Below are 17,051 nucleotides of genomic sequence, written 5' to 3' on the forward strand. Positions count from 1 at the left end.
TCGCGGAATACGAGAGGACGGGAAGGGTTCACTTCGTTGCGATGCGGCGCAAGGCGCGCCGCATTTTTCAGTCAGGAGGAAAACGGAACCGGGCCACCGTCAGGCGGCTGGCCCGGCGAGGCGGAAAAACTCAGGAGCCGAACATCCGGTCGCGTGCACGCTCGAGGTGCTGACGCATTGCGAGACCGGCCGCAGCTGAATCCTTACTGCGGATCGCTTCGAGCACAGCGAGATGCTCGGCCTGCACCAGCCGCTGACGCTCGAGCGTCTTCACCAGCGACAGATTGCGCGACAGATTCATGCTGAACACGATCTGCTCTTCGATGAACGACATCATCGTGATGAAGAACTGGTTCTTCGACGCCCGCGCGACGGCCAGGTGAAACGCGAAATCATCCTTCGCGCCAATGCCCTGCGTTTCAATCACACGTTCGAGTTCGTCCCACGCATGCTGGATCGCGGCGATGTCGTCGGCTTCGGCCATTTGCGCGGCCAGTTCGGCGGCGCCGGATACCGTGACGATGCGGAAATCGTAGCAGCGGCGGATATCGGAGAGCGTTTCAAGCGGCGCGAAGCGGCGCACGTCGGGGTCCGGTCGGCGCGCGACCGTGGTGCCCGAGCCGTGCCGCGTGACGATGATGCCGTCGGCGCGCAGTCGCGCCAGCGCTTCGCGCACCGTCGGCCGCGACGTCGCGCAGCGCTCCGCGAGGGCATGCTCGGGCGGCAGACGCTCGCCTTCCTTGTACTCGCCTTCGAGAATGCGGTTGAGATTGTCGCCGTAGATCTTGTCGGGCAGACCTGTCGATTTGCGCTCGTTCATCGTCGAGAAAGCGGCTTGTCAGAGTAGATTCGAATTGTAAGGCAAATAACGCGCGCCACGCGCCTCAGCCGTCCGCCGTATGGGTCAGAAAGTACGCTATTGCGCGCATGCCGCCAGTATGAACGACCTCGCGTCCGACAGCAAAATTTGACAAATCATTGATTAACATCTGTGTTTCCGCTGACGAAAACGCGCCTTCCGCGCCGATGATCTAAGCTGCACGCACCAACTCGACACACTCACCGCTACACGGCACGGAGGCCCTATGTACACACGCATCCTCGTTGCAGTCGACGGCAGCAACACATCGCGCCGCGCTTTCGACGGCGCCCTGAACCTCGCCAGCAAACTGGGCGCGACGCTGCGCGCGTTCTACGCCGTCGAAAACACGCCGATGTATTTCGATGCGCCCGGCTATGACCCGTCCATCCTGCGCAACCGGCTGGTCGAGCAAGGCAAGGAACTGACGGCAGAGTTGTCGGCGGCGATGCGCGCGAGCAACGTATCGGGCGATATCGCAGTGGGCGAAGCCACCTCGCTCGACGACGTGCCGACGCTCGTGTTGCGCGCAGCAGCCGAGTTCAATGCCGACCTGATCGTGATGGGCACGCATGGCCGGCGCGGCATGCAGCGGCTGATTCTCGGCAGCGTGGCCGAGCGCTGCGTGCGCCAGTCGACCTTGCCCGTGCTGCTGATTCCAACAGCCGCAGGCGGCGATGAAGCAGCGCAGGAAACGAAAGCCTGAACTGTGCATCGGCATGCATGACGCCGCGCAAAAGTGACCAAGGCGTTTGCGCGTCATTTTGCCGCCTGGTTGCGCGCGCATCGAGTGGGACAATCGGTTGTCACCCTTATTCATAGCCGGTTGGTCCCATGCTCAATCCCATTGCAGTTGCCGCCGCAGTCTCCCCGTCAGCGTCGCCCGCGCGCACTCGCCGCAGCCCGGCTTCTTCCACGCAGCGCGCGACGCGCACCTCGGCACGCTGCTCGTCGTGCGCGATGCGGCATCTGTGCATGCCGCAAGGCCTGGCCGCCAACGACATGCCGCAACTCGAAGCACTGATCTGCACGGCGCGCGCCGTACGTCGCGGCGAGTCGCTGTATCGCGCCGGCGACTCGTTCGACAATCTGTACGCGGTGCGCTCGGGATCGATGAAGACCGTGATGGCGCACCGCGACGGCCGTGAGCAGGTCACGGGCTTGCGCATCGCCGGCGAGGCGCTTGGACTCGACGGCATCAGCAGCGACACACACGCATGCAGTGCCGTCGCGCTGGAAGACAGCTCGGTGTGCATCATTCCCTACGCTGCGCTCAAGCATCTGTGCCGCGAAATCAGCTCGATGCAGGATCGCCTGCACAAGCTGATGGGCGAGCAGATCGTGCGCGAAGCCGCGCAGATGATGGTGCTCGGTTCGCTGAGCGCCGACGAGCGCGTGGCGGCGTTTCTCATCGACATCTCGGAGCGCAACGCGCAGCGCGGTTATTCTTCGGCGGAATTCAACCTTCGGATGACGCGCGAAGACATGGGCAGCTATCTCGGCATGACGCTCGAAACCGTGAGCCGCACCCTGTCAAGATTTCAAAAGCGTGGACTGATCGACGCGCAAGGCCGCTTCATTCATATCGTCGACCCCGAAGGCTTGCGCCAGGTCGGCGCGGCGCAAAACGCCTGACGATGCCTGATCACGCCTGATTCGACACAAGTCCGACGCGCGGCTTCGTCCCGTCCGAAGCCCGCGCGCATTCGCCTGGCACGTCTCCTGCGGCTGCGGTACAGTTCAAGACTATCCTTCTCGACGAGAGCGCTGCGCTCGTCCCGTGCAAAGATGCTTGCTGTCCCCACGAGGAGACCCAGCGAATGAACCGCGATCCTGCTCCGCACCACCCGCTGGTCGAACGTCTCATCGACGCGCGCCGCGTCACTGACGCGCTGTTCGCCGTCGTCAAACCCGAATACCTGTACGAACGCCCGATCCGCGAGCGCCATCGCATCGTGTTCTACATCGGCCACCTCGAAGCCTTCGACCGTAATCTGTTCGACGAACGCCTGTGTGCGCTGCCCGCGTTCGCGCCCGAGCTCGACCAGCTGTTCGCGTTCGGCATCGATCCCGTCGACGGCGGCTTTCCAACTGATCAACCTTCCGACTGGCCTTCACTCGACGCCGTGCGCGACTACGCGACGAAAGCGCGTGAGCAGATCGATAGCCATCTCGCGGCGTACGATTTCGGCGGCCGCGGCATGGCGACGGGCTCGCCCGAGCAACTGCTGCATGTGGCCATCGAGCATCGGTTGATGCATGCGGAAACGCTCGCGTACATGCTGCATCAGTTGCCGCTCGACATGAAGGCTGCGCCGGCGGGCACACGTGCACCTGCACAGTCCGCACGTCGGGTCGATACGACGCCGATGGTTCGCGTCAGCGCAGGCGAAGCGGTGCTCGGCATGAAGAAGGAAGACGGCCGCTTTGGCTGGGACAATGAATTCGGCGAGCAGCGTGTCGACGTCGAGGCGTTCGAGATGGACCGCTACATGGTGACCAACGCGCAGTTCCGCGAGTTCATCGAAGCCGGCGGTTATCGCAATCGCGCTTACTGGAACGACAAGGACTGGGCGTGGAAGGAAGCCGAAGGCATTGCGCATCCCGTTACGTGGACGCAGACCGCCGATGGCACGTGGACCTTGCGCACGATGTTCGAAGATATTCCGTTGCCACCTGATTGGCCCGCTTATGTGAGCCATGCGGAAGCGGCGGCCTACGCAACGTGGGCGGGCAAGACGCTGCCGACGGAAGCACAGTGGCAGCATGCCGCGCAAGGCGTGCCGCACGCGCCGTCAGGCAACTACGATTTCCGCAGCTGGGATCCGCAAGCCGTCGATGCGACGCCTGATAACGTCAGCGCGTTCGGTGTCGAAGGGCTGTATGGAAATGGCTGGGAATGGACTTCTTCGTTGTTCGAAGCGTTGCCGGGTTTTGAGGCGTTTCCGTTTTATCTCGGCTACTCGGCCAACTTCTATGATGGCCAGCATTACGTGCTGAAGGGCGGCTCGGCGCGCACCGCGCAATGCATGATCCGGCCGACTTTCCGCAACTGGTTTCAGCCGCGGTATCAGCATGTTTATGCGGGGTTCAGGTGTGTGAGAGCCGTATAAATACGCTCGCGTGATTTCAGGCGTCCGCTGCACCACGCAGCGGACGCCCGCTGACCGGCATCACCTCTCCCCGCTGCATCCCCGCCGCTCCCGCTTCGTTGCATCACGCACCGTTTGCGATCACCCACGCCCCACCGTCGATAGCCGCGTCCGGACGCACGCGTAGTCGCTTTCTGTCCGTCCGGCACCGTTCCAGCAAATCCGGCAAGCCGGGCCGCACATTCCTGCCAGCTATCGTCGCCCCGAAGACAGCCGCGCACATTCGGCCTGGAAGTCGCTAGATACCCCGCGTTCACAACCCGCGCACCGCCGCAAGGCAAGCGCCAAGGACGACCGCGATGCGACTCAAGACCATCCCCACTACCGTAGTAACCGGCTTCCTCGGCGCCGGCAAGACCACGCTCGTCAATCACATACTCGATTCGACGCGGCCGATGCAGATCGGCATCGTCGTCAACGAGTTCGGCGAGGTCGGCATCGACGGTCAACTGATCGTCGCCGACGAAGAAGCCGTCATCGAAATCAATAACGGCTGCGTGTGCTGCACGGTCCGCACGGATCTCGTCGCCAGCGTGCGCGATCTGCTCGACCGTTTCGGCGACCGGCTGGAGCGGCTGATCGTCGAGACGTCGGGCCTCGCCGATCCCGCGCCCGTATTGCAGACCTTTCTCGCCGACCCAGACGTACGCGAACGCGTCGAACTGGAATCGGTGATTGCCGTGATCGACGCGTTGCACGCGAACGCGCAACTCGACGACGACATCGCGCGCGAACAGATCGTGTTCGCCGACCGCATCATCGTCAACAAGACGGACGTCGCGCCGCCGCAAGCAGTCGATGCGCTCGTCGAACGTATCCGCCAGCTCAATCCCACTGCGCGGATCGACTTTGCGAATCATTCGGCTGTGGCTGTCGACACACTGCTCGGCGTGCGCAGCTTTTCCATCGACAACCTGCTTGCCGTCGAACCCGATCTGCTCGATGAAACCGGTCACGACCACGAACACGACGACACCATCGCATCGTGCGCTTTCGTCGTGCCAGGTGCGCTCGACGCAACGCGCTTCAACGGCTGGATCAACCAGCTGGTGCAAACCGATGGCCAGCAACTGCTGCGCATGAAGGGCGTGCTCAACCTGCACGACGAAGCGCGGCGTCTGCATTTTCATAGCGTCCACATGCTGCTCGACGCGAAGTTCGGCAAGGCATGGTCGCGCGATGAACAACGCGAGAACCGCTTCGTGATGATCGGCAGAAATATCGACGCCGATCGGATGCGCGAAGGCCTGCTCGCCTGCCTGCATTGATCCCGTCATCAATCTTCACTAAAGGAGTGCGCAAATGAAAAAGCCGGAAGCCTACACATTGAGCATCGGCGTGCTTGCCGTGGCCGATACGTACCTCACGGGAACGCTGCTTCCCGTGCCCGTCTGGGTGACGTTCATCGCGTGGGCGTCGTTTTTCGTGCTGGGCGGCGGACGCGCCGGTTTCATCAAGAGCGTCGCATCGAACCTGACAGGCCTCGTCATCGCATCGCTGACGCTGCTGTGCATTACGGCGACAAGCGGCAGTGCGCTTGCAGTCGCGGTACTGGTCGGCATCGGCAGCGCGGCGATGGTGCAGGCATCGAAGCTCAAGCTGCTCGATGTCCTGCCCGCCATCGTGTGGGGTTTCGCATCGACAGTCGGCACGACCGTCGCCACCGGCAAGGCCATCACCACGGTTGGCATCGCGAATCCCGCGCTGGTCGCTGCCGCCGCACTCGTGACGGGCGCCGTGTTCGGCTTCGTATCGGAAGTCGTGGGCGAAGCGCTGGCATTCAAGCGCGAGCATCGGCTCGGCTAAGTCTCTCTTCAACATTGCGCGGAGCGAACCGTGAAACTACAGCATCATCTTGGCGGCATCGAGAACCTTGGCCCCGTCAGCACCGAAACGCGTGTCTTCGTCGAGCCGTGGGAAAAGCGCATCTTCGGCATTCACACTGTGATGATGGCCGAGAGCGCGCATCTGTCGAATGCATTGCATGCCTATCCGGTCGAGGCGCTGCCCACAGCGTTCAAGAACGACTGGACATGGGCGTCATTGCGCACGGGTGCCGAAGACATGCAACCGTTCGAGTACTTCAAGTATCGCTATTACGAAAAGTGGCTGGGCGGCATTTCGCAGTTCTTTATCGATCAGGGCTATATCACTGCGGAAGAACTCGCGGAAAAGACCGCGCAGTTTCGCGCGGATCCGCAAGCCGCTTTGCCCGACAAGCCGCATGCCGCGCTGGCCGCGCAAGTGGATGCGTATCTTCAGAATGGCGATTCGGGCTATCACACGCTCGACAGCAGCGCGCGTTTCGCGCAGGGCGACACAGTACGTATCGCCGACCCCGATGCCGTCGATCACACGCGCCTGCCCGGCTATCTGCGCAACAAGACAGGCGTGGTCGATCTCGTCTATCCGGGCGCGTTCTCGTACTTCGTCTCGACGGGCGTGGATGGCATCGGCGAACCGATGCCCGTCTACCGCATCGCCTTCGACGCCGCCGACATCTGGGGCGAAGGCAAGAGCGAAGCCAACACCACCCTCTATGCCGACCTGTACGAAGCCTACGTGCAGCCAGCCAACTAACTCCATAGCGAGAGCAGCATGACCCAACTGTTCGAATATCCGGAAGACCGCGAAGCGTCGAGCGCCGCCAAGGTGCGCGCATTGGAAGCGCTGCTGATCGAGAAAGGTGTGCTTGGCAGCGATTCCGTCGATGCCGTGCTCGCGCACTTCGAGACCATGGCCGGTCCGTTCAACGGCGCGAAGATCGTCGCGCATGCGTGGGTCGATCCCGCGTACAGGCAGCGCCTGATCGAAGACACGCCGAAGGCGATCGCCGAACTGTCGCTGCCGCTCGGCATGGCCGGCGCGGAAGGCGAGCATATGGCCGCTGTCGCCAACGACGCGAACGTGCACAACCTGATCATCTGCACGTTGTGCTCGTGCTATCCGTGGCCGGTGCTTGGCCTGCCACCGTATTGGTACAAAGATCCCGTGTTTCGCGCACGCGGCGTGCGCGAGCCGCGCGCCGTATTGCAGGAATTCGGCGTGACGGTGCCTGCAGACAAAGACGTGAAGGTGTGGGACAGCAGCGCGCAGATCCGCTGGTTCGTCGTACCGGAGCGCCCCGCCAATACGGAGCACATGAGCGAGGAAGAACTCGCCGCGCTCGTCACGCCGGAATCGATGATGGGTGTCGCGCTCGTCGCCGTACCCGCTGCCTGAAGGACGCACGTCATGTTCACGCGTTTCGAGGAATACGCCGCGGCATCGATGCTCGGCACGCCGGACTCGCCGCCGCGTCTGGACGGCAAGCTGTTTTTCACCAACCGCTGGGAGCGCGACGTGTTCGGTCTCGCGCTGTCGCTATCGAAAGCGGGCTGCTTCGAATGGGAAGACTTTCGACAGAGCCTGATTGCATCGATTGCGAAGTGGGAAGCTGCGGACTGCGCTAACCAGCCGCGCTGGGACTATTACGAACGCTTTCTCGAAGCACTGCTGGACGTGGTCGAAGCGCACGGCGTGCTGTCGCGCGACGAACTGAAGAAGGTCGTCACGGCACGCCGCGCGGCCGCCTGAACATCACTCTACATTCAATCCATGAGGTCTCTGATGAACGATACCGTCTTGCAACCTGTCGACACACTTGCTCCCATTCCGCTGCGCGAACTGCTGCCGTGGATCGTATTCGGCGGCCTGCTGATGCTGCTCGTGCTGTATTTCGTCGGTGCCGAACAGGGCGCCACGTCCCTCGTGCCCGGCATGTATGTGCATGAGTTCGTGCACGATGGCCGCCATCTGCTCGGCTTTCCCTGCCACTGACAAGGAGACGATCATGGTCGGCAAGCTGTTGATGCGCGGCATGCTCACGGGCGTCGTCGCGGGCCTGATTGCCTTTGGATTCGCACGCATGGCGGGCGAGCCGCAGGTCGAGCAGGCCATCGCCTTCGAAGAACACGCACACGAGATGGCAGGCGAAGCGCCCGAACCGGAACTGGTGAGCCGCGAGACACAAGCCGGCCTTGGTCTGCTGACAGGCGTGGTCGCGTATGGCGCTGCGTTCGGCGGGCTGTTCGCGCTGACTTTCGCCTATGCCTGGGGACGCGCCGGCAAACTCGGCGCGCGGCCACTCGCCGCGTGGCTCGCGCTCGGCGCATTCGTTGCGCTTGTCGTGGTGCCGAACCTCAAGTATCCGGCCAATCCGCCGTCGGTTGGCGACCCCGACACCATCGGCTATCGCACGGGCCTGTTCTTTCTGACGATAGCCATCTCGGTCGCAGTCATGGTGCTGTCGCTCAACGTGCGAGGTCTCGTTGCGCGGCGCTTCGGCGCATGGAATGGCGCGCTGGCGGGCCTGCTTGCGTTCGTCGTGATGCTGGCTGTCGTGCTTGCTGCGTTGCCGACTATCGACGAAGTACCCGCCGCATTCCCGGCCACGTTGCTGTGGAAATTCCGCATCGCGGCCATCGGCATGCAGGCGGTGATCTGGACGACATTGGGTGCGTTATTCGGCGCAGTGGCCGAGCGTGTTACGCGTGTGGCGTCATATCGCCCGCAGAACGTACACGGCACGGCTTCCGCCACACGGGCTTTTTGATCACGCGGCTACTTTGGATATTGCCGTATAGACTAACCGTTCAAGGCGCTCGCGAGAGCGGGCGCCCATTTTCCAGCGGATTCGGACACTTGCGATGAAACGGATCAAGGTCGGCATGCTTGTCTTTCCCGGTTTCCAGTTGCTCGATATCGCCGGGCCGCGGGACGCGTTCGCCGAAGTGAAGATACTGAGCAAGGGCGAGTGCGATTACGAAATGCTCACGGTGGGCACGACGCGCGGCGCGGTGCAATCGTCGAGCGGATTGCCGACAATGCCCGACCGCACGATCTTCGACGTGTGCCCCGAGTTCGACACGATCATCGTGCCAGGCGGCCTCGGCATCTTCGACGCCTTCGACGCTCCGGCGCTAAGCGGCTGGCTCCGCACGCAGCATCGGCAATGCCGTCGCGTATCGGCGATCTGCAACGGGCTGTTTGCGCTCGGCTCGGCGGGCCTGCTCGACAACAAGGTGGTGACGACGCACTGGATGGACGTGCCGCGTCTCGCCGCGACGTTTCCAAAAGCGAAGATCGAACCCGATCACATCTTCGTGCAGGACGGCAGCATCTACACGACTGCGGGTGTCACGGCAGGCATCGATCTCTCGCTGGCGATGATCGAAGACGACTTCGGCCGCCAGATGGCGCTCGACGTCGCGAAGTATCTGATCGTCTATCTACGCCGCGCAGGTGGGCAATCGCAATTCAGTCCGCTGCTGGAAACGCAGGCGTCGCCGGGTTCGCAGATGGTCGCGCTGCAGCAGTTCATGCTCGACAATCTTCATGTCGAGCATACGGTGGCGTCGCTTGCCGAGCGTGTGCACATGAGCGCGCGCAACCTCTCGCGCATCTTCGCGAAGGAATGCGGCATCACGCCGATGACGTTTCTCGCCAACGCGCGTATCGATGCGGCGCGGCGCTTTCTTGAGGCCACGGATCTGTCTTTAAGGGAGATTGCGCAACGATGCGGCTTTGAAGACACAGACGGATTCCGCAGAACGTTCAATCGACGCCTGCAAATCAATCCGGCTGATTATCGTGAGCGGTTCAGATCGAAGAAGCCCGCTGCGGAGAAGAAGAAAACAGCGACAACGCGAGCGGAGTCGTGGGAACAGGCTGTATCGCGTGCCTGATGTTTTGCGGGCGGTTTCGAACACGGTCGCGCCGCATCAGATCCCCTCGGTGCAGGTGGATCGTCCGATTATAGAATCCGATGCGCACAGGCCAATGGGAGCGAACGCACGCTCCCGTTCAACTCATTGCGGAACCTTGCCGCCGAGTTCGTCGTCGATGAATGCGCGCACGATATCCTTGAACGACGCGTCGCCGTGCAACCCGAGTTTCGCCGCACGCGACACATCCCAGCGCGCCGGCCAGCTGCCGACAATCTTCTCGACTCGCTCGTCCGCCTTCCACTCGATGCGCGCCGCGACAGCATCGCCCGCCACTTCGCGCAGCGCCGCCACCATCTCATCGACCGTTACCGACACGCCCGGCAGGTTCACCGTGCGGCGATTGCCCAGTGCCGCACCGTCGATCTCGCATCCAGCCACCAGACATTCGATCGCCTTGCGCGGCGACAGCAGCCACAAGCGCGTCGAACCACTGACGGGACACACAGCCGGCTCGCCCGTGAGCGGCTCGCGAATGATCCCACTCGCAAACGACGACGCCGCTGCATTCGGCTTGCCCGGCCGCACGCTGATAGTGGGCAAGCGCAGCACGCGGCCATCGACGAAACTGCGTCGCGAATAGTCGTTCAACAGCAGTTCGGCAATCGCCTTCTGCGCACCATAAGACGACTGCGGATTCAGCGCCGTTTCATCGAGCACCAAATCGGGCAGATCGCCGCCATACACCGCCACCGAACTCGTGAACAGCACACGCGGCCGATGCCCCAGCGCACGGCACACATCGAGCAGCAGACGCGACGCGTCGAGATTGATGCGCATGCCAAGCTCGAAATCGGCTTCGGCCTGACCGCTGACGATAGCCGCGAGATGGAAGATGGCTTCCGTCTTCGTATCGATCACACGTTCGAGCACGCTGCGCTCGGCGATGTCGCCTACTTCGACGCGCACGCGTTCGTCTTTCGGACCCGCTGCTGCGACGACGTCGAGCAGCACGAGTTCGGTGATCGGTTGACGCTGTCCGTCTGTGCCCTTCAGTTCGCCGCGTGCGAGCAGTTCGCGCGCGAGACGCTGGCCGAGAAATCCCGCACCGCCCGTGATAAGTACTTTCATGTCTGCATTGCCCCTCAATGAGTCAGTGTGATCAGCCGCGTGCCTTCACGTACGGCCTGATCCATCCCAGTCCTTCCGACGTGCCCGCGCGCGGCCGGTATTCGCAGCCGAGCCAGCCGTCGTAACCCAGTTCGTCGATCAGCGCGAACAGATACGGATAATTCACTTCCCCGATATCCGGCTCGTGCCGCTCCGGCACGCCCGCAATCTGGATATGGCCAATGCCCTTGATGTCGCGCTTGAGCTTCACGGCGAGATCGCCTTCCACGATCTGACAGTGATACAGATCGAACTGCACCTTCAGATTCGGCGCGCCGACTTCGGCGCAGATCGCCTGTGCATCGTCCTGACGGTTCAAGAAAAAGCCGGGAATGTCGCGCGTATTGATCGGCTCGATGACGACGGTAATGCCTTCTGCCTGCGCCGTTTTCGCTGCATACGCGAGGTTCTTCAGATACACCTCGCGATGCGCTGCGCGAGATTGCTCGGGCTTGATAAGGCCCGCCATCACGTGCAGCTTGTCGTTGCCGAGCACGCGCACGTATTCGAGTGCCTTGTCGACGCTTTGGCGGAACTCGTCTTCGCGGCCCGGCAACGATGCGATACCGCGCTCTCCTGCCGCCCAGTCGCCGGGCGGTGCATTGAACAGCGCCTGCGTGAGGCCGTTGTCCGTCAGGCGCGCCTTGATGTCGGCAGCCGGGAAGTCATAAGGAAACAGGAACTCGACGGCCTCGAAACCGTCGCGCGCAGCAGCGGCGAAGCGGTCGAGGAACGCGTGTTCGTTGTACATCATCGTCAGATTGGCGGCGAAGCGGGGCATCGAAGTGACTCCTTGTCTAACGCGTTTAGCGGTTCACGAGCCGCGCAGGCGTCAGCCATACAGCGACTGCGCCGATCACGAGCATCGCGGCGAGCACGTACATGCCGGACTGCGTGCTGTGCGTGAGATCCTTAAGATAGCCGATCATGTACGGGCTGGCGAAGCCCGCCAGATTGCCGATCGAATTGATGATCGCGATGCCTGCCGCCGCCGTTGCGCCCGACATGAAGGCTGTCGGCAGCGACCAGAACAGCGGTGCGCAGGTCAGCACGCCAGCCGCCGCAATCGACAGAAACGCGATCGATACCACCGTGTTGTTGGCAAACGAGGCTGCCACCGTGAAGCCGACGGCACCCGCGAGTGCCGGCCCGATCAGATGCCAGCGGCGCTCGCGGCGCTTGTCCGCGCTGTGGCCCATGATGTTCATCACGACGATGGCAACCAGAAACGGAATCGCGCTCAGCAGGCCGATTTCGAATGCACCCGTCACGCCCGTGGATTTGACCAGCGTCGGCATCCAGAACGTCAGGCCGTATTGACCCGTGACGAACGCAAAGTAGATCATTGACATCCACCACGTACGCGGATCGCGGAACACCGCACCGACCGAATGCGACTTCGCTTTGGATTGCGGCTGCGCGGCGATTTCATCGGCGAGCAATTGCTTTTCGCGCGACGTGAGCCATTTCGCGCTGGCGATACCGTTGTCGAGATACAAAATGGTCGCAATACCTACAGCGATGGCCGGCACCGCTTCGATCACGAACATCCATTGCCAGCCGGCGAAGCCGTGATGCGAATCGAAGGTCTGCATGATCCAGCCCGACAGCGGATTGCCGAAGATGCCCGACACGGGAATCGCCGACATGAACACCGCGATGATCTTCGCGCGGCGATGCGACGGGAACCAGTACGTCAGATACAGAATGACACCCGGATAGAAACCCGCTTCGGCAAGGCCAAGCAGAAAGCGCAACGCGTAGAACTGCGCGGGCGTCTTCACGAAGATGAACAACGCGGACATCACGCCCCATGTGATCATGATGCGCGCAATCCAGATACGCGCGCCGAGCTTGTGCATCAGGATGTTGCTCGGCAGTTCAAAGAGAAAGTAGCCGACGAAGAACACGCCCGCGCCGAGACCGAACACGGTTTCGCTGAACGCCAGGTCTTGCGACATCTGCAGCTTCGCAAAGCCGACGTTCACGCGGTCCAGATAGGCGACCACATAGCACAGCATCAGGAACGGCACGATGCGCCAGAACACCTTGCCATAGGTGCGTTCGATTTCGGCCGCGCCGGGTTGTCCGGCTGCGTCGGAAGATGATGCAGGGCGAACGGATGCCGCCTGATAGCTTGACATGCGTGTGTCTCCTTCGGATGGCGCCGGTTATAGATCACCCGCCTTTTAGCGGGCTTTCCTCCGGTTTTTTGCCTGAGTTGGTGGTACGGAAGTCCGCGTTGCGCGCGGACCAGCAGATAAGCGTTTTGTGCGCTACCAGCGCGCGCCGAACACCGTGCGCAATTCTTCGAGCGCGTTGTCATCGAGCGGTGCGGGCCGCGGATTCGTCATCAGCCACAGACGTGCGGTCTCTTCCAGCTCTTCGAGTGCATACGAAGCCTGCGATACCGAGCGCTCCCACACGACCGGCCCGAGCCGTTCGAGCAGCACGCCGCGCACGCGATCGGCGAGTTCGGCGATCTGCTGCGCGACTTGCGGATCGCCGGGACGCTTGTAGCGGATCAGCGGAATGTGGCCCACTTTCATCACGTAGTACGGCGTGATGGGCGGCAGCACATCGGCTTCGCTCCAGATATCTGCGAGCGTCAGCGCGACGAGATGCGTCGAATGCGTGTGCACGATGCCGCGCGTTTCGTGATTGCGTTCGTATACGCCGCGATGCAGCGCGAGCGTCTTAGACGGCTTGCCGCCCGACACCGCGTTGCCTTCGAGATCGACCTTGGCGATCTGTGCGGGATCGAGGCGGCCGAGGCATGCATCCGTCGGCGTGATCAGCCAGCCGTCGTCGAGTCGTGCGCTGATGTTGCCTGCACTGCCGACGGTGTAGCCGCGCGCGTACAGGCTCGCGCCCGTCACGCAGATTTCTTCGCGGACCTTTGCTTCGTCGCTGGTATGGATGGCGACAGTCATTGCGCGCCTCCTTCCAGATGACGCAGCGCTTTCGTGAAGAAGTCGACGGCGCCGAAATTGCCCGACTTGAGCGCGAGCGCAAGCGGCTGCGCGCCGATGGTCGCAGTAGCGGGCACGCCAGGATCGATCTGCTTGCCGATGCGCAGCATCTTCACGTCGAGCGCCTGCACCACGGCACCCGACGTCTCGCCGCCTGCGACGACGAACTTGCGCACGCCGAGATCGTGCAGTCCGCGCGCAATCGCAGCGAGCGTGCGTTCGACCAGTTCACCTGCTTCGGCCACGCCGAGTTCGCGTTGCGTGGCCTTCACTTCATCGGGCGACGCTGTCGCGTAGATCAGCACCGGTTGCGGCTGCGCCGCGTTCATATGCTCGCGCGCAAAGGCCAGCGCCTGATCGACAACCGGTTCGCCACGCGCCGCGGCCAGTGGATCGATACGGAACGCCGGGCGCGACTCGCGCCACGTGGCCACCTGCGCATTGGTCGCTTTCGAAGCACTGCCCGCCAGCACCGCCGACGCGCCTTCGATATGCGGCAACTCGCCAGCATCGGCGGCATCGTCGAGCAGACCGGCGCGACGGAAATTGGCGGGCAGACCGAGCGCGACACCCGAGCCGCCCGTGATTAGCGGCAGATCCGCACACGCTTCGCCGAGCGTGTAGAGATCAGCATCCGATACGGCATCGGCGATTGCCATGCGCACGCCATCGTGACGCAACGCATCGATCGACGTGCGCACGGCTTCTGCGCCCTTCGCGACCGCGTCGTAGCGCACGAGGCCGACTTTCGATTGCGTCTGCCGTTGCAGCACGCGCACGAGGTTTGCATCGGTCATCGGTGTGAGCGGGTGATTCTCCATGCCTGACTCGTTCAGCAGCACATCGCCGACGAACAGATGGCCGCGATAGATCGTGCGGCCATTCTCCGGAAACGCCGGGCACGCGATCGTGAACGGCGTGCCGCCGCCAATCGACGATACGGCATTGAGCAGCGCATCTGCGACGGGGCCAATGTTGCCCTTGTCAGTCGAATCGAAGGTCGAGCAGTACTTGAAGAAGAACTGGCGGCAGCCTTGCGCGCGCAACCATTCGAGCGCGGCGAGCGATTGCGCGACGGCATCGGCGGCGTCGATGGTGCGCGACTTCAGTGCCACGACCAGCGCATCGGCTTCGATACTGGTATCGGCAGCGGGCACACCGATGGTTTGCACAGTGCGCATACCGCCGCGCACCAGCATGTTCGCGAGATCGGTCGCGCCCGTGAAATCGTCGGCGATACAACCGAGCAGCGGCTTGCGATTCGAGGTAGTCATATCGTCATGCTCCTCTTAGCGCTTCGGCGGCACGTCGATGCCGGGGAAAATCTTGATCACGGCGGAATCGTCTTCGCCGCCGTGACCCGCCGTCGACGCCATCATGAACATCTGATGCGCCGCCGCCGACAAGGGCAGCGGAAACTTCGAGCGGCGCGCGGTATCGAGCACGAGGCCGAGATCCTTGACGAAGATGTCGACAGCGGAGAGCGGCGTGTAATCGCCGTTCAGAATATGCGGCACGCGGTTCTCGAACATCCACGAGTTGCCGGCGCTGTGCGTGATTACGTCGTATAGCGCATCGGCATCCACGCCTTCACGCAGACCGAGCGCCATCGCTTCAGCCGCAGCGGCGATGTGCACGCCCGCCAGCAACTGGTTGATGATCTTCACCTTCGAACCCGCGCCATGCTGGTCGCCGAGGCGATACACCTTGCCCGCCATCGCCGCGAGCACGTCTTCGCAGGCGGCGTATGCGGCCGCGGGGCCGGACGTCATCATCGTCATTTCACCCGAGGCGGCACGCGCTGCGCCACCCGACACGGGCGCATCGAGCATCTGCAGACCAACGGCTTCGATGCGCTTGCCGAGATCGATTGCGAAGTCGGGCGCCACCGTCGCGCAGGCGATCACGACGCTGCCCGGCTTCATCGCCTTGACGGCGCCCTGCTCGCCGAACAGCACGGTTTCCGTTTGCGCCGCATTGACGACGAGTGTGACGACGACATCGCATTGCGCACCGAGCTCTGCTGGGCTTGCGCACGCCTTGCCGCCATCGGCGACGAACTGGTCGAGCACTTCGCGACGCACATCGCACGCGTGCACATCGAGGCCACCGCGCAGCAGTGAGCGCGCGACGCCCATTCCCATCGCGCCAAGACCGATCACTCCGACATTTCTGGACATACTTTCCTCTACGAACAATGCTTCAGACGCCGGCTCGCGCATGACGCGAGCAAACGTGTGTACGGATCAGCAGATGCCGGCTTCAGCGAGGCGCCGCGCGGCGTTGTACATGTGGGTCTGCGCGGCGTTGCGCGCGGCCATTGGATCGCCGGCACGAATCGCTGCGGCGATGGCGGCGTGCTCGTCGCGCACCTGGCGCGAGAAGTCTTCGCGCAGCGCTTCGTTGCGGCGGGTGACGACGGTGCCGGCTTCGAGGTACTGGTTGAGGAACGAGAGCGTCTTCAGGAAGTACGGATTGCCGGTGACGGCGGCGATGGCGCGGTGAAACGCGACGTCTTCAGCGACGCCATCGCGGCCTTCGGCGACCGCTTCGTCGATCTTTCTGAGGGCGGCGTCGATGGCCATCATGTCTGCGTCGGTGCGGCGCATGGCGGCTTCGGCGGCGACTTCGGCTTCTATCGCGCGGCGCACGGCGAGGATTTGCAGTACGGAGCCGCCTTCCATTGCTTCCGCGTAGTCGATTCTTAGTGGGCGGATAGCGCCGTGGGCGGCGACGTAGACCCCGCTGCCCTGGCGGGGCTCGACGACGCCTTCGTTCTTCAAACGTGAGATCGCCTCGCGGATGACGGTGCGGCTGACGCCGAATTCTTGCGCCAGCACGGCTTCCGTCGGCAGCTTGCCGCCGCGGGCGAAGGTGCCTTTGTCGATCTGTGCGAGCAACTGTTGCGCGACGGTGTCGCTGAGGGCTCTGTTCGGAATTTTTTCGAACATGGGTGTTCGTGAGATTTGCTAGGTGATATGGTCATCATACAAATTTGCTCGTTATTTGGGTTATCAGGGGAAACCCTTGATTTAGGTTTTTTTGCGCTTTGCGGGGTTGGTGCGGTTTGCTTGTGTTTTTGCTGGCGTCCGCTTTTTGTTAGTGGTCTGCTAGCGTTGCCCCTGTGCGGGGCGGCACCTACTTTTCTTTGCCGCCGCAAAGAAAAGTAGGCAAAAGAAAGCGGGCTAACACC

Annotated in this window: 19 protein-coding genes; 11 read left to right on the top strand and 8 right to left on the bottom strand. The window is 62.7% G+C overall.

The genetic code is table 11. The annotated features are described in order from the left end of the window. Window positions 1-130 precede the first annotated feature (130 nt). A complete protein-coding gene (locus tag DK391_RS31425; RefSeq protein WP_109481905.1) occupies window positions 131-820 on the bottom strand; it encodes a FadR/GntR family transcriptional regulator in 690 nt (229 codons plus the stop codon). A 265-nt stretch (window positions 821-1,085) separates the two neighbouring features. Between DK391_RS31425 and DK391_RS31430 the strand changes: the two genes are divergently transcribed. The 11 genes from DK391_RS31430 (at window position 1,086) to DK391_RS31480 (ending at window position 9,737) form a co-directional block, all read left to right on the top strand. Next, window positions 1,086-1,565, top strand: coding sequence for a universal stress protein (locus tag DK391_RS31430; RefSeq protein ID WP_109481906.1), 480 nt, complete (start codon window positions 1,086-1,088; stop codon window positions 1,563-1,565). A 254-nt stretch (window positions 1,566-1,819) separates the two neighbouring features. Then, window positions 1,820-2,494 (top strand): helix-turn-helix domain-containing protein, encoded by a 675-nt coding sequence (locus DK391_RS31435; protein WP_109481907.1) that lies wholly within the window; start codon window positions 1,820-1,822, stop codon window positions 2,492-2,494. Window positions 2,495-2,679: 185 nt separating this feature from the next. Further along, on the top strand, window positions 2,680-3,972 hold the full coding sequence (locus DK391_RS31440; protein WP_109481908.1) for an SUMF1/EgtB/PvdO family nonheme iron enzyme: 1,293 nt from the start codon (window positions 2,680-2,682) through the stop codon (window positions 3,970-3,972). 338 nt (window positions 3,973-4,310) lie between these two features. After that, the gene (locus tag DK391_RS31445) at window positions 4,311-5,279 is read left to right on the top strand and encodes a GTP-binding protein (RefSeq protein WP_109481909.1); all 969 of its coding nucleotides are present in this window, start codon (window positions 4,311-4,313) and stop codon (window positions 5,277-5,279) included. 34 nt (window positions 5,280-5,313) lie between these two features. Continuing rightward, window positions 5,314-5,817 (top strand): DUF1097 domain-containing protein, encoded by a 504-nt coding sequence (locus DK391_RS31450; protein ID WP_109481910.1) that lies wholly within the window; start codon window positions 5,314-5,316, stop codon window positions 5,815-5,817. Window positions 5,818-5,847: 30 nt separating this feature from the next. After that, window positions 5,848-6,591 carry a nitrile hydratase subunit beta gene (gene nthB, locus DK391_RS31455; protein WP_109481911.1) on the top strand — a complete coding sequence of 248 codons (744 nt, stop codon included), beginning with the start codon at window positions 5,848-5,850 and terminating at the stop codon, window positions 6,589-6,591. Window positions 6,592-6,609: 18 nt separating this feature from the next. Further along, window positions 6,610-7,233, top strand: a complete 624-nt coding sequence (gene nthA / locus DK391_RS31460; RefSeq protein ID WP_109481912.1) for a nitrile hydratase subunit alpha — start codon at window positions 6,610-6,612, stop codon at window positions 7,231-7,233. Window positions 7,234-7,245: 12 nt separating this feature from the next. Further along, window positions 7,246-7,587: a nitrile hydratase accessory protein gene (locus DK391_RS31465; RefSeq protein ID WP_109481913.1), complete on the top strand. Its 342-nt coding sequence runs from the start codon at window positions 7,246-7,248 to the stop codon at window positions 7,585-7,587. A 33-nt stretch (window positions 7,588-7,620) separates the two neighbouring features. Then, complete coding sequence (locus tag DK391_RS31470; RefSeq protein WP_109481914.1) at window positions 7,621-7,830, top strand: CbtB domain-containing protein; 210 nt, start codon at window positions 7,621-7,623, stop codon at window positions 7,828-7,830. A gap of 13 nt (window positions 7,831-7,843) precedes the next feature. Further along, window positions 7,844-8,605 (top strand): CbtA family protein, encoded by a 762-nt coding sequence (locus DK391_RS31475; protein WP_109481915.1) that lies wholly within the window; start codon window positions 7,844-7,846, stop codon window positions 8,603-8,605. A 94-nt stretch (window positions 8,606-8,699) separates the two neighbouring features. Continuing rightward, the gene (locus DK391_RS31480; protein ID WP_109481916.1) at window positions 8,700-9,737 is read left to right on the top strand and encodes a GlxA family transcriptional regulator; all 1,038 of its coding nucleotides are present in this window, start codon (window positions 8,700-8,702) and stop codon (window positions 9,735-9,737) included. A 123-nt stretch (window positions 9,738-9,860) separates the two neighbouring features. Here the strand turns inward: DK391_RS31480 and denD are convergent, their stop codons facing one another. From denD to DK391_RS31515, 7 genes are all read right to left on the bottom strand, one after another. After that, complete coding sequence (gene denD, locus DK391_RS31485) at window positions 9,861-10,847, bottom strand: D-erythronate dehydrogenase (protein WP_109481917.1); 987 nt, start codon at window positions 10,845-10,847, stop codon at window positions 9,861-9,863. Window positions 10,848-10,878: 31 nt separating this feature from the next. Beyond that, a complete protein-coding gene (gene otnI / locus DK391_RS31490) occupies window positions 10,879-11,667 on the bottom strand; it encodes a 2-oxo-tetronate isomerase (RefSeq protein ID WP_109481918.1) in 789 nt (262 codons plus the stop codon). A 25-nt stretch (window positions 11,668-11,692) separates the two neighbouring features. Beyond that, a complete protein-coding gene (locus tag DK391_RS31495; protein WP_109481919.1) occupies window positions 11,693-13,030 on the bottom strand; it encodes an MFS transporter in 1,338 nt (445 codons plus the stop codon). A 132-nt stretch (window positions 13,031-13,162) separates the two neighbouring features. Beyond that, a complete protein-coding gene (locus DK391_RS31500) occupies window positions 13,163-13,819 on the bottom strand; it encodes an aldolase (RefSeq protein WP_109481920.1) in 657 nt (218 codons plus the stop codon). Next, window positions 13,816-15,132: a 3-oxo-tetronate kinase gene (gene otnK / locus DK391_RS31505; protein WP_109481921.1), complete on the bottom strand. Its 1,317-nt coding sequence runs from the start codon at window positions 15,130-15,132 to the stop codon at window positions 13,816-13,818. The genes DK391_RS31500 and otnK overlap by 4 nt, the downstream gene beginning before the upstream one ends. A 15-nt stretch (window positions 15,133-15,147) precedes the next feature. After that, the gene (ltnD, locus tag DK391_RS31510) at window positions 15,148-16,080 is read right to left on the bottom strand and encodes an L-threonate dehydrogenase (protein ID WP_109481922.1); all 933 of its coding nucleotides are present in this window, start codon (window positions 16,078-16,080) and stop codon (window positions 15,148-15,150) included. 24 nt (window positions 16,081-16,104) lie between these two features. Further along, window positions 16,105-16,809: a FadR/GntR family transcriptional regulator gene (locus tag DK391_RS31515; protein ID WP_109481923.1), complete on the bottom strand. Its 705-nt coding sequence runs from the start codon at window positions 16,807-16,809 to the stop codon at window positions 16,105-16,107. Between the last annotated feature and the right edge of the window lie 242 nt (window positions 16,810-17,051).

The sequence above is a fragment of the Paraburkholderia sp. C35 genome (assembly GCF_003121405.1).
GTDB lineage: Bacteria > Pseudomonadota > Gammaproteobacteria > Burkholderiales > Burkholderiaceae > Paraburkholderia.

Bases quoted from the DNA above. Each gene is read 5' to 3' on its own strand.
- DK391_RS31445 (WP_109481909.1), top strand. From the start codon at position 4,311: ATGCGACTCAAGACCATCCCCACTACCGTAGTAACCGGCTTCCTCGGC.
- DK391_RS31475 (WP_109481915.1), top strand. From the start codon at position 7,844: ATGGTCGGCAAGCTGTTGATGCGCGGCATGCTCACGGGCGTCGTCGCG.
- DK391_RS31480 (WP_109481916.1), top strand. From the start codon at position 8,700: ATGAAACGGATCAAGGTCGGCATGCTTGTCTTTCCCGGTTTCCAGTTG.
- DK391_RS31425 (WP_109481905.1), bottom strand. From the start codon at position 820: ATGAACGAGCGCAAATCGACAGGTCTGCCCGACAAGATCTACGGCGAC.
- otnI (WP_109481918.1), bottom strand. From the start codon at position 11,667: ATGCCCCGCTTCGCCGCCAATCTGACGATGATGTACAACGAACACGCG.
- otnK (WP_109481921.1), bottom strand. From the start codon at position 15,132: ATGACTACCTCGAATCGCAAGCCGCTGCTCGGTTGTATCGCCGACGAT.
- DK391_RS31435 (WP_109481907.1), top strand. From the start codon at position 1,820: ATGCGGCATCTGTGCATGCCGCAAGGCCTGGCCGCCAACGACATGCCG.
- DK391_RS31450 (WP_109481910.1), top strand. From the start codon at position 5,314: ATGAAAAAGCCGGAAGCCTACACATTGAGCATCGGCGTGCTTGCCGTG.
- DK391_RS31515 (WP_109481923.1), bottom strand. From the start codon at position 16,809: ATGTTCGAAAAAATTCCGAACAGAGCCCTCAGCGACACCGTCGCGCAA.
- DK391_RS31470 (WP_109481914.1), top strand. From the start codon at position 7,621: ATGAACGATACCGTCTTGCAACCTGTCGACACACTTGCTCCCATTCCG.
- DK391_RS31500 (WP_109481920.1), bottom strand. From the start codon at position 13,819: ATGACTGTCGCCATCCATACCAGCGACGAAGCAAAGGTCCGCGAAGAA.
- ltnD (WP_109481922.1), bottom strand. From the start codon at position 16,080: ATGCGCGAGCCGGCGTCTGAAGCATTGTTCGTAGAGGAAAGTATGTCC.
- DK391_RS31465 (WP_109481913.1), top strand. From the start codon at position 7,246: ATGTTCACGCGTTTCGAGGAATACGCCGCGGCATCGATGCTCGGCACG.
- nthA (WP_109481912.1), top strand. From the start codon at position 6,610: ATGACCCAACTGTTCGAATATCCGGAAGACCGCGAAGCGTCGAGCGCC.
- DK391_RS31495 (WP_109481919.1), bottom strand. From the start codon at position 13,030: ATGTCAAGCTATCAGGCGGCATCCGTTCGCCCTGCATCATCTTCCGAC.
- DK391_RS31440 (WP_109481908.1), top strand. From the start codon at position 2,680: ATGAACCGCGATCCTGCTCCGCACCACCCGCTGGTCGAACGTCTCATC.
- DK391_RS31430 (WP_109481906.1), top strand. From the start codon at position 1,086: ATGTACACACGCATCCTCGTTGCAGTCGACGGCAGCAACACATCGCGC.
- denD (WP_109481917.1), bottom strand. From the start codon at position 10,847: ATGAAAGTACTTATCACGGGCGGTGCGGGATTTCTCGGCCAGCGTCTC.